This is a genomic window from Gilliamella sp. B2969 (genome assembly GCF_026536195.1).
GTDB lineage: Bacteria > Pseudomonadota > Gammaproteobacteria > Enterobacterales > Orbaceae > Gilliamella.
Map to the genome: position 1 here is coordinate 44120 of NZ_JAFNOP010000011.1, position 13053 is coordinate 57172.

Consider the following 13053-nt stretch of genomic DNA (forward strand, 5'->3'; position numbering starts at 1 on the left):
ATTTAATACCCTTATTTATTGGTTTTTTTATCAACTAATACGGCTAATAAAATAACCACTCCTTTTACGATCATTTGGTAGTAGGCATCAACGCCTAGCATATTTAATCCATTATTTAAAAACCCTAAAATTAAAGCCCCCACCAAAGTACCTAAAATTTTTCCTCGTCCACCTGACATACTAGTACCGCCAAGTACCACTGCTGCGATTGCATCCATTTCATAACCTGTCCCTGCTGTAGGTTGTGCTGAAGACAATCGAGCAACCTCAATAGTGCTAGCTAATGCACAAAGTAAACCACTAATTGCATAAACAAGGATTTTAACGCGATCAACATTAATACCTGATAGACGGGTTGCCGCTTCATTCCCACCTAATGCATAAATGTAACGACCCAGACGTGTGTATTTAAGTAAGTACCAAGCTACGATAAAAACAACTGCCATGATAAAAATTGGTACAGGAATCCCCAGTACACGCCCAAATGCAAACCATTCAAATAACTCCGAATTATCATTGGTACCTGTCGAAATTGGGCTACCTTTAGTATAAACTTGCGTTACACCACGTAAAATAAGCATCATAACTAAGGTTGCAATAAATGCTTGTAATTTACCTTTGGCGATAATAAATCCTGAAAAGGTTCCCAATATCCACCCTAAAACTAAGGAAGCAAAAATCGCAATAAATGGCGATATATCCGCCCCAATCAACGAAGCAGTAATGGCGCCAGATAATGCAAAGATTGACCCCACACTCAGATCAATACCCGAAGTTAAAATGACCAAGGTCATGCCCACTGCAATAATGGCATTGATTGAAGTTTGTTGTAAGATGTTAAAAAAGTTGTTTAAGGTAAAAAAGTTATCGCTTAAACAAGAAACAATAATGATTAAAACCAATAAAGTAATTAAGGATTTTTGTTCAATTAATAAATTTTTAAGTTTTTTATTTTGCAACATCAGCGCTCTCCTCTGCTTTGCCAACGGCTGCTGCCATAAGTTTTTCTTGTGTTGCCTGGTTAATTGAAAAATCCCCAGTCACTTTTCCTTCATAGATAACTAAAATACGATCACTCATGCCGAGTACTTCTGGCATATCAGATGAGACTAAAATGACACTTAACCCCTGTTGCTTAAACTGATTAATAAGTTGATAAATCTCTTTTTTAGCGCCAACATCAACGCCACGAGTGGGTTCATCTAAAATTAATATCATCGGTTTAGTCATTAATCCTTTGGCTATAGCAACTTTCTGTTGATTACCGCCCGATAAAAAACCAATGATCTGATTGATAGAAGGGGTTTTTATATTAAACAAGCCGACAAAATCCTCAACGGCTTGCTGTTCTTCGGCTAACTGTAGCTTTCTGAACTTATTGGTAAAATAATTGAGTGCGTTCAGTGACATATTATCTTTAACTGACATGCCTAAAATCAGGCCATCTTTTTTGCGATCTTCCGAAATATAGACAATTCCCTGATTCAAACCATCACGCGGGGAAGCAATTTTTACCGATTTTCCTTGTAATAGTATTTTTCCTGATTCGGCCGGATTAGCACCATAAATCATTTTCATTAATTCTGTTCGTCCCGCCCCCATTAAACCTGAAATTCCCAGTATTTCACCTTCGTGAAGAGCAAAGCTGACATCATTAACGCCTGGACCAATCAAGTTTTTTACTTCTAAAGTAACATTACCTTTAGCAACATTAATTCTGGGATATTGCTCTTCAAGCTTACGCCCGACCATCATCTCAATGAGTGTATCTTCATTTAATTCATCTATTTTTTTTTCACCAACAAATTGACCATCACGTAAAACAGTTACTTCATCACAAATTTCAAAAATCTCTTGTAAACGATGTGAGATATAAACAACACCACAATTTTGTTGCTTAAGTTTTTTGATTACGGTAAAAAGAGAAGTTGTTTCGGTATCGGTTAAAGCATCGGTTGGTTCATCCATAATAATGACTTTAGAATTAAAACTTAGCACTTTAGCAATCTCTACCATTTGCTGTTCACCAATGGATAGATCACTAATTAACCGTCGACTATCATAATCAAGATGAAGTTCGGCTAATAACTTGTCAGCTTCGCTATACATTTTATGCCAATCTATGCAACCCAATTTATTAGTGAATTCACGACCTAAAAATATATTTTCGGCGATACTCAGTTGTGGTATTAAATTCAATTCTTGGTGAACAATTCCTATGCCCGCTTCTTGTGAGGATTTTGGTCCATGAAAGTTTACTTTGCTACCTAAATAAATAATTTCGCCTTCATCTTTTTGGTATATACCCGTCAACACTTTCATTAAAGTAGATTTACCCGCACCATTTTCTCCAATCAATGCCATGACTTGACCTGCACGCACATTTAAATTAACGCCAGCAAGTGCTTTTACGCCTGGGAAGGATTTATGGATGTTGATAAGCTGTAAAAGATTTTCATTCATAAATTACTCTTTTGTTTGTTTTACAAACGAAGTTAAAAAATCACGCCTGACTGTAAAATGATATTGGCAAAAGGTGTACATTCACCTGTTCGAATAACAGCTTTACAATGATGAGTTTGTTGTTTTAACTGCGCATGACTGACATATAAAATGTCGATACAGTTATGTTGAACCTGCTCTATTTCTTTTATTTGTTCGATGATTTGTTGATGGATGTGGGGATTATGAGCAAGGATTTCTTCCGCTAATATCACCTTTTCAATTTGCATATCATGTGAAACGGTTTGAAAAACTTGCATAAACGTTGGCACACCATAAGTCAATGCTAAATCAATGCGTGGGGTTTCATTAGCAATTGGCAAGCCTGCATCACCTATTGCAATTTGATCGGTATGCCCCATTCTAGCTAAAATTTTAACAATTTCAGAATTAAATAATTGACCTTTACGCATAGTTAAATCCCTGTATTAGTTTAATTATGACGACTATCGAAACGTTTCGATAATGCATCATCTACTTAATAAATGCTGCTGGCAATAGCTAAAATGCAAAGTTGTGATCTTGATCAATGTGAAATGATTCAGCTTTTAATATAGTTTTTTAAATAGTTATAAAAAAGGGAGGAATATGGCCACTTTAACAATAATGGGTTTTGCACTTCATCGAATAGCTTTTTCACTCTTACAATAATAAATCCAACACAGGACAAAACTTATCAATATATAGGTAATGAATTTTTGATAAAAGTTTGCTAGAATAGTGCGATTTTTAAATTATTAATCTGGAGAATTTTATGGCAGGTCATAGTAAATGGGCCAATACCAAACACCGTAAAGCAGCGCAAGATGCGAAACGCGGAAAAATCTTTACCAAAATTATTCGTGAACTCGTAACAGCAGCAAAACTTGGTGGTGGCGATCCAGCGTCTAACCCACGTCTACGTGCTGCTATGGACAAAGCATTATCGAATAATATGACACGTGATACCATGAACAGAGCAATTGCCCGTGGTGTTGGTGGTGAAGATGATACTAATATGGAAACTATCATCTATGAAGGTTATGGGCCTGCTGGTACTGCGGTAATGGTAGAATGCTTAAGTGATAATCGTAACCGTACTGTATCAGAAGTTCGCCACGCTTTTACTAAAACTGGCGGCAACCTAGGTACTGATGGTTCAGTTTCTTACTTATTTACCAAAAAAGGCGTAATTTCATACCCGACTGGAACTGATGAAGATCAAGTCATGGATGCCGCACTTGAAGCGGGTGCTGATGATGTGGTGACTTATGATGATGGTGCAATTGATGTATTTACAACACCTGAATCATTTGGTGAAGTTAAAGATGCGCTTGATGCGGCTGGCTTAGTTGCCGAATCGGCTGAAGTTTCAATGATTCCAGCGACAAAAGTTGATCTTGATATTGAATCTGCACCTAAATTATTACGCCTTATCGATATGCTTGAAGATTGCGACGATGTGCAAGAAGTTTATCATAATGGTGAAGTTTCTGACGAGGTTGCAGCAACACTCTAATGGCCATCATTCTTGGCATCGATCCTGGTTCTCGTTTGACGGGTTACGGCGTAATCCAACAAACGGGACGCCAATTAACCTATCTTGGTAGCGGTTGTATTCGAACAGCAGTTGAAGATTTACCTACTCGTCTAAAACGTATTTATGCTGGCGTGAGTGAAATCATACTGCAATTTCAACCTGATATGTTTGCAATAGAACAGGTTTTTATGGCTCGTAACGCTGATTCTGCTTTAAAATTAGGCCAAGCAAGAGGTGCCGCTATTGTTTCGGCTGTTAATAATGATTTACCCGTTTTTGAATACGCTGCGCGTTTAGTTAAACAAAGTGTCGTTGGGACTGGTGCAGCCGACAAAAAGCAAGTCCAACATATGGTGAAATTATTATTAAAGTTACCCGCCAGTCCGCAAGCTGATGCTGCCGATGCGTTAGCTATTGCAATCACGCATGCTCACATTGGGCAACAGCTGATAAAAACCTGTAAATAAAATGATTACACAATCCTGCTTAACAAATACTTATTCCCCAAAAACATAATCAATATTTTAATCATCTAAATTAAGATTACCCTTTTTCCTCTCTAAAAATTCTACTTCTAATTATTATTAACTTAACTCATTAGTTTTTAAGCAAGCTTCGTTATCAAATAAAATATACATACCATACGAATATAAAAAATGGTTATAAAAATAATCTAATAACTGTTGAAATTGTTGATTCGACCTATGGTTATATTTTTGGTATATCTACTAAAAATACTATTGCGAAATTAGTAAATTTAATGTGTTAGCAAACTTTTTATTAAGCCAAATAAATGCAATATGGTAAATATAAAAAATGCGCTAACTAAAGTAGCGCATTTTTGTTCACTTAAAATAGATAGTTGTAAAAAACCAAATAACTTTTTAAATCTTTTTATTCAACCTATACCTAGCAACAGTTAGGTATAGGTAATTTAATAACAGCTATTTGTTATCATTGCTCATATTGTGTTCAGTTAATAAAACAGGTTTATTCTTATGTTTTGTAAACAATTTTGTCACAAACAAGAAGAATAACGGCACATAAAATATGGCCAAAAATGTTGCGGTTAACATACCACCAATTACCCCTGTACCTACTGCATTTTGGCTTGCAGAACCGGCACCACTATTGAGCGCTAGTGGTAAAACACCTAAAATGAACGCAAATGATGTCATTAAAATCGGACGTAAACGTAATCGACATGCTTCAAGTGTTGCATCAATTAATGATTTACCTTCTTTTTCAAGTGCATCTTTGGCAAATTCTACGATCAAAATAGCATTCTTAGCCGATAAGCCCATTGTGGTTAATAAACCAACGATAAAGTAAATATCATTATCAAGCCCCCTAAACATAGTTGCATAAACTGTACCTAATATACCAAGCGGTATAACAAATAGGATGGATATTGGCACTGTCCAGCTTTCATATAGTGCAGCCAATGATAAGAACACAACAATTATTGAGATAATATAAAGTGTAGTTGTTTGTGAACCAGTTTGGCGTTCTTGATAAGAAATATCTGTCCAGTCAAAAGTATAACCATTAGGTAATATCTCGTTAGATATTTGCTCCATAATAGCCATTGCTTGACCAGAACTTAAACCTGGCGCCGCAGAACCACTGATCCCCATTGCTGCAACTCCATCGTATCGAACAAGCGATGGCGAACCATAACTTTTTGAAGTGGTGGCAAAAGCATCGTAAGGTACCATTTCACCTTTTTGATTTTTCACATGCCAATAACTAAAGTCATCAGGTAGCATTCGATATGGTGCATCAGATTGCAAATACACTTTTTTAACTCGGTTATTGTAGACAAAGTCATCAATATAAGCCGAACCTAGAGCCGTTGATAATACGGTATTTACACTACTGACTGATACCCCTAAAGCTTGAGCTGTTTCAAAATCAACATTAATTTTGTATTGTGGTACATCTAACATACTACCAGGTCGAACTTGTTGCAAACTAGGATTGTGGCTAGCAGCACCTAACACTTTGAAGAATGTTGCCATTAATGCTTCATGTCCTAGACCAGCTGAATCTTTAAGCATATAAGAGAAACCATTTGCCATACCGAGTGAAGGTACCGCTGGTAAATTTGTAATAATAACTCGACCATCAGTAACGGTAGATGCAAATCCATAACCACTTGCAACAAGTGCATCGACTTTTTGATCGGAACGTTTACGTTCATCCCAATCTTTTAATCGAATAAAACCAAGTCCCATATTTTGACCACGACCGATCATACTAAAGCCGGCAACGGTAAATACCTCTTTAACAGAGTCTGCTTTTTTTGTCGTATAAAATTTAGTCGTTTTATCTAATACTGCCATGGTTTGCTCTAATGTCGCACCGGGTGGCAATTCTACCATAACAATAAGCACACCTTGGTCTTCGTTAGGCAAGAACCCTGTTGGTAAGCGCTGGAAACCAAAAATAAGGCCAATAACAATCAGAATGTAACAAACAAAGCTGATTAAAGGGTAACGAATAAATTTAATTACGCCTTTTTCGTATAGATGTAAACTTTTATTATAAAAGTTGTTAAACCAACCAAAAAAGCGTTGAGTGAATTCGCTTAACCAAGTAAATGGAGGAATAGTGGCTAATTTTGCCGCGATTGTTTGTTTGACTACAACACCGTCTTTGGCTGGCGCTTTTAAAATTTGAGCACAAAGAGCAGGTGTTAATACGATCGCCATTAAAACCGAGAGTGACATCGCCGTAACAATAGTGATGGAGAACTGACGATAAATACCACCCGCAGCACCACCATAGAATGCCATTGGCACAAATACTGCCGAAAGTACTACGGCAATTCCCACTAATGCTGAGGTTATTTGTTCCATCGACTTGACTGTTGCTTGATAAGGCGACAACCCTTCGTCATGCATAATACGCTCAACATTTTCAATAACCACAATAGCATCGTCGACCAATAGACCGATTGCCAATACCATCGCGAACATTGATAAAGTATTGATAGTAAAACCACATATATATAACACCGCAAAGGTACCCAATAATACAACCGGTACGGTGATTGTCGGAATTAGAGTTGAACGAAGGTTTTGCAAAAACACATACATTACGATAACAACTAAGATAATTGCTTCAATTAATGTATGAACCACATTACTAATCGACAATTTAACAAATGGTGTTGTATCGTAAGGATAAGCAAATTTAATATCTTCGGGAAAAATTTTAGATAATTCCTGAATTTTTTTATCAACTTGTTCTGAAGTATTTAATTGGTTAGCACCCGTTGCTAAATAGATCCCCAGACCTGCTGATGCATTACCATTGTAACGAGAAATAAAATTATAATCGGCCGCACCGATTTCAACATTGGCAATATCTTTTAATAAGACATTTGAACCATCGGTATTTACGCGAACCAAGATATTCTGAAATTGCTCAGGCGTTTTTAAACGAGATTGTGCTGTAATTGTAGCGTTAAGTTCTTGGCCTTCAGTCGAAGGTAAAGCACCTAATTGACCTGCGGTAACCTGAGCATTTTGTGCTTGAATTGCGGCAGTAACTTCTTCAATTGATAAATTAAAATAATTTAATTTATTTGGATCTAGCCAAATACGCATAGCATATTCAGAACCAAATAGCTGTGTATCCCCTACCCCTTGAACACGACGAATAGGATCTTGTACGGTAGAATAAACAAAGTCAGCAATATCTGCTTGTGTTTTCTGTGGGTTTGTCGAATAAAAACCAATAACCTTTAAAAAGTTAGTGTTATTTTTAGCAACCGACACCCCATTTTTTTGCACACTATCAGGTAAGCGTGATTTAATACTTTCTACTTTGTTTAATACTTGTACTTGCGCAAAATCAGGATTTGTTCCAGGTGCAAAGGTTAATGTAGTTTGAACCACACCTTGTGCACTACTGGTTGATTTCATATAAATCAAGTTATCTAAACCTGTTAAATTTTGTTCAATCAACTGCGTTACTGTATTTTCAATTGTTTGCGCATCAGCACCTGGATAAGTTGCCGTTACGGTAACAGCAGGCGGGGCAATATCCGGATATTGTTCGACAGCTAGCAACTTTATACATAAAGCACCGCCTAACATCATCATGATAGCAATAACCCATGCAAAAACAGGTCTATCAATAAAAAACTTAGCCATAATTAAATCTACCCCTGTTTTATTTCACACTGTTTTTGATGATATTGTCTAACTGATCTTGTGATAAAGTAGCTGGCTCACCCACGATTTGTCCTTTCATTGGTTGTCCCATTTCAACAGCGGTTAAGTTAAGTAAGCCTGTTGTAATAACTTGTTCTCCAACATTAATGCCTTTAGTTACCACCCAATAACCACTTACACCCGTGTAAATTTGGATACCTTGACGATACTCAATTGAATTATCGGGTTTTAGAATTTTAGCGGTATATTCACCTTTAACATTACTGGTAATACCTTGTTGTGGAACAAGTACAGCATTTTTAATATAGCCAAGAGTCAATTGCGGTTTAACAAACATACCAGGTAAAATTTTGCCTTCAGTATTGGCAAATTGAGATCGCAATGTAACCGTTCCAGTCGTTTCATTAACAGTCATATCAGAAAACTTGATATTGCCAGGTAACGCATATTTAGACCCATCATTAAAGTATAATTCAACATTATCCCCTTTTGCTGGTTCATAAATAACGTTTTCTTCTTGAAGATATTTATTATATCGGGTTGCAGCTTCGGTCATATCAACATAAATCGGATCAAGCTGTTGAACTAATGCTAGCGGGTTTGCTTGCCCAGCTGACACTAACGCGCCTTCGGTTACACTTGATTTACCAATGTAACCATCAATAGGCGAATACACTTTCGTATAATCTAAATTAACTTTGGCTGTATGTTCTGCTGCTTGAGCAACTAATACACTTGCTTCCGCCTGTTTTGCATCAGCGGCAGCCTTATCATAATCTTGTTGGCTGATCGATTTGGTTGTCAATAATCCTGCATAACGTTTTAAAGTCAGCTGCGCAATATTGGCATTCGCTTTGGCACTGGCAACACTAGCAACGGCACTATCATAATTAGCTTGATAAATTGCTGGATCGATTTGATAAAGTGATTGGCCTGCTTTGACATTCGAACTTTCTTCAAATTCGCGTTTTAGCACAATACCGCCAACCTGAGGTCTAATTTCAGCAATTTGAGACGCAACCACGCGACCAGGTAAACTGATTTTTAAGGTGAAGTCCAAAGGTTCAACTTTAAAAACGGTTACTTTTGGTATTTGATTATTACCGCCCTGTGATTTGCTATTATCACAACTAGTTAATAAAAGTAGACTGCTTAATGCTACTGGTACGGTTAATAATAGTTTGTTAAATCTCATATCAAAATGACCTCAGTAAACTTAATAATTATTTTTTTTAATAACATTGAATGTAATTCAAAAGTAACCGAGGATTTTACAAAAAATATGCATAAATTGTAAGTATCTTTACAGCTTAATAGCACAGAGTTCTAAAAAATGCCAAACTAAGTGATGATAGTAAAAAAATGATATTGGTTATTATGCTTTTTTAAAGAAATAAAGTACTATGTGTTAATTGATTTTTTGTGCTATAAAATAGTTTAGATAAAATGTTATACTAATAAGTAAAACGGTAAACCTAGCTTTTCAAGTGATATTAATTTGTATTTACTAAGAATAACTAAAAAATTTACAGGTGTTATACTCCGTAATCATTTTTATTCAAAAATAGTTTTGAATAATTTGAGTCTATATTTAATTTAATTCTGAGATGGTTATTATGGATAATTTACGTATTGTTCTAATTGTTGTTGCGTCCTTGGTCATTATTGCATTATTGATTCATGGATTTTGGATCAATAAAAAGGAACGCTCTTCTTTATTTAATTCTGATAAAAGGAAGAAAAACCAGCAAAATGCTCAACAGTATGAAAATAGCTATATCGATGATATAGAAGAAGATGATGTGATATTAATCACACCTAAAAACAAAAAAAATAGTGAAAGTGTAGATAAAAACACACCGGATGAACTCGTTCAAGAAACCATGCCTAAGCAAGAGGATCTATTTGTTAACAATCATCATCAAGAACCAACAACACAAGATCCAGCTCCAAAAGAGCCAAACATAAGCATGAACCATGATCTATTTGACGATGAACCCTTAAAAACTGAAGCTAATGTATCGATAGAAAAAGCTGATGCTAAACGTGACGATAAAATTCAACCGGCTACCCAAAAAACAAAACCAGAAAAACTTAACATCAATAAAAATGATGAAGATAAAACCGAAATTATTATCTTAAACATTAAAGGCATCAACGGTAAGTTATTACAAGGCGATGTATTATTAGGCAGTATTATGCAATCAGGGTTTCAATTTGGTGATATGCGAATTTTCCATCGGCATGTTGACCCTGCCGGTAATGGCCCAATACTTTTTAGTTTGGCAAATATGGTTAATCCAGGCTATCTCGATCCTGAAACCATGCACGAATTTACAACGCCGGGCGTTTCAATTTTTATGGTTGCACCGACTCAAGGTAACAATCAACAAAACTTTAAACTGATGTTACAAACTGCCCAACGTATTGCTGATGATGTTAATGGTGTTGTGTTAGATGATGAACATCATATGCTGACACCACAAAAAATTGATAGTTACAAAGAACGCATCAAAAAAGCGTGTAACGAAATTTAACCCCAACGTCTTTTCAGTAATCATTCTTCACTACCACCGTCAATGTAATTTGATGGTGGTAATTAAAACTTCGAACAGCTTATAAAATTGGCTGTTTGGAAATAATAATTATCTTGTCTGACAAAATCAGAGTACTAGGAATGTGATAATCTTTTAACGCTCATGTATTAATTTAAGAGTCGAACACTATGCCATTATCAAATAAACCCGAAAATACTGCACACCAAACTATACCGAATGAAGACATCAAACAACAAATAGTATCATTACGTGCTTTAATTAGACATCACGAATACTGCTACTATGTTCTTGATACTCCTGAAATCCCTGATGTGGAGTATGATAAATTATTCAAACAACTTCAGTCATTGGAACAGCAATATCCTTCACTGATTACGCCTGACTCGCCTACCCAGCGAGTAGGCGGTAGTCCGTTAGCACAATTCTCAACAATTAGGCATCAAATACCAATGTTATCATTAGATAATGTATTTGATGAATCGAGTTTTCTTGCCTTCAATAAACGAATTAAAGATCGATTGAATTTACCAGAAAACCAGTCTGTTGAATATTGCTGTGAATTAAAACTTGATGGATTAGCAGTAAGTTTACTCTATGAAAAGGGTAAATTTGTACAAGCGGCAACACGCGGTGATGGTACTACAGGAGAAGATATCACAGCTAATGTTAAAACAATTAAAACGATTCCTTTAGTGTTAATTGGTGACAATATCCCTGAACGTTTAGAAGTTCGAGGTGAAGTGTTTATGACACATAAAGGATTTGAAAAACTCAATGCAGATTCGCAAAAACATAATGAAAAACTATTTGCAAATCCTCGTAATGCCGCAGCTGGATCACTGCGACAATTAGATCCTAAAATTACCGCTAAAAGACCTTTAACCTTTTTTTGTTATGGAGTTGGTATTGTTGAAGGCGCGAGTTTACCCGATACCCATTATCAACGTTTGATGCAGTTTAAAGCATGGGGATTACCGGTTAGTAATAAAGTTGAAATTCGCCAAGGTGCACAAGCCGCGCTAAATTATTTTAATCAAGTTGGTCAAGAAAGAATGTCACTTGGGTTTGACATCGATGGCGTTGTGATTAAGGTTAATAGTATTTCATTACAAAATGAGCTTGGCTTTGTAGCTAGAGCACCGCGTTGGGCAACGGCATTTAAGTTTCCGGCGCAAGAAGAAGTGACGCAATTAAAAAAAGTTGACTTCCAAGTTGGAAGAACTGGTGCGATAACGCCAGTTGCAAGGCTTGAACCAGTCTCGGTTGCCGGCGTTATTGTCAGTAATGCTACCCTTCACAACAACGATGAAATAATCAGATTAGACATTCGTGAAGGCGATTATGTTACAGTACGTAGAGCCGGAGATGTTATTCCCAAAATTGTCTCGGTAATACTAGATCGTAGACCAGCTGATAGTAAAGCAATTACCTTTCCAACCCATTGCCCAATTTGTGGCTCGTTAATTGTTCGAGATGAAGGACAAGCGATATCACGCTGTGCGGGTGGATTAATTTGTCCAGCTCAACGAAAAGAAGCGCTTAAACATTTTGTTTCACGTCGAGCGATGAACGTTGATGGTATAGGCGATCGACTCATTGAACAGCTTGTCGATAAAGATTATGTTAAAACACCTGTTGATCTCTATAAGTTAACACTGCCAATGTTATGCTCTTTAGATAAAGTAGGCGAAAAATTGGCTAATAACTTATTAAATGCATTAGCCACATCTAAAAATACGACATTAAACCGTTTTATTTTTGCATTGGGCATTCCTAATGTGGGTGAAGTAACAGCTGAAAATTTAGTTAATCAATTAGGTGATTTAAAAGCGATTGAAAGTGCTTCACTCGAACAATTACAAACCGTCAATGATATTGGTGCAGTGATTGCCGAAAGTATTATTGATTTCTTTCAAGAACCGCATAATCGTGATGTAATAACGCAATTAACGAGCGATGAAATCGGTATTCATTGGCCTGCGGTTTCCCCACAATCTCCAATTAGTAACATCAATTCACCGTTTTTAGGTAAAACTGTGGTGCTAACAGGTACATTATCGAGTTTAACCCGTGATGAAGCAAAAGATAGATTAAAACAATTAGGCGCTAAAGTGGCGGGTAGCGTCTCTAAAAATACCGATATGGTTGTTGCTGGTGAATCTGCCGGTTCAAAATTAGACAAAGCCCAACAGCTGGGTATAACAATCATTGATGAGCAAGAGTTTATCCATTTACTTAATGAATAAATAACAAATATACTGGCATCTATTTCACTATTTATTCAAAATAG

Annotated in this window: 9 protein-coding genes; 4 read left to right on the plus strand and 5 right to left on the minus strand. The window is 36.3% G+C overall.

Annotated features, from left to right (window positions below):
• Positions 1-11 precede the first annotated feature (11 nt).
• Genes rbsC through rbsD form a run of 3 tightly spaced genes read right to left on the minus strand, consistent with a single transcriptional unit; the run spans position 12 to position 2915 of the window.
• Complete coding sequence (rbsC, locus tag J3U66_RS10640) at positions 12-962, minus strand: ribose ABC transporter permease (protein ID WP_267333430.1); 951 nt, start codon at positions 960-962, stop codon at positions 12-14.
• Entirely contained in the window at positions 949-2463 is a 1515-nt protein-coding gene (gene rbsA, locus J3U66_RS10645) for a ribose ABC transporter ATP-binding protein RbsA (protein WP_267348936.1), read from the minus strand. Before rbsA ends, rbsC begins: the two co-directional genes overlap by 14 nt.
• 32 nt (positions 2464-2495) lie before the next feature.
• Positions 2496-2915, minus strand: a complete 420-nt coding sequence (gene rbsD / locus J3U66_RS10650) for a D-ribose pyranase (protein WP_267348938.1) — start codon at positions 2913-2915, stop codon at positions 2496-2498.
• A gap of 341 nt (positions 2916-3256) precedes the next feature.
• On the opposite strand from rbsD, the gene J3U66_RS10655 reads away from it, so the two are divergent.
• Positions 3257-4000, plus strand: a complete 744-nt coding sequence (locus J3U66_RS10655) for a YebC/PmpR family DNA-binding transcriptional regulator (RefSeq protein ID WP_267333427.1) — start codon at positions 3257-3259, stop codon at positions 3998-4000.
• On the plus strand, positions 4000-4488 hold the full coding sequence (gene ruvC, locus J3U66_RS10660) for a crossover junction endodeoxyribonuclease RuvC (RefSeq protein ID WP_267348940.1): 489 nt from the start codon (positions 4000-4002) through the stop codon (positions 4486-4488). The genes J3U66_RS10655 and ruvC overlap by 1 nt, the downstream gene beginning before the upstream one ends.
• Before the next feature lie 477 nt (positions 4489-4965).
• Here ruvC and J3U66_RS10665 read toward each other — a convergent pair whose 3' ends face one another.
• Positions 4966-8184, minus strand: coding sequence for an efflux RND transporter permease subunit (locus J3U66_RS10665; RefSeq protein ID WP_267333425.1), 3219 nt, complete (start codon positions 8182-8184; stop codon positions 4966-4968).
• Between the two features lie 19 nt (positions 8185-8203).
• Positions 8204-9400 (minus strand): efflux RND transporter periplasmic adaptor subunit, encoded by a 1197-nt coding sequence (locus J3U66_RS10670; RefSeq protein WP_065634896.1) that lies wholly within the window; start codon positions 9398-9400, stop codon positions 8204-8206.
• A gap of 418 nt (positions 9401-9818) precedes the next feature.
• Between J3U66_RS10670 and zipA the strand changes: the two genes are divergently transcribed.
• Positions 9819-10742, plus strand: coding sequence for a cell division protein ZipA (gene zipA, locus J3U66_RS10675; RefSeq protein ID WP_416379740.1), 924 nt, complete (start codon positions 9819-9821; stop codon positions 10740-10742).
• A 188-nt stretch (positions 10743-10930) separates the two neighbouring features.
• A complete protein-coding gene (ligA, locus tag J3U66_RS10680) occupies positions 10931-13009 on the plus strand; it encodes an NAD-dependent DNA ligase LigA (RefSeq protein ID WP_267348945.1) in 2079 nt (692 codons plus the stop codon).
• The last annotated feature ends 44 nt before the right edge of the window (positions 13010-13053 follow it).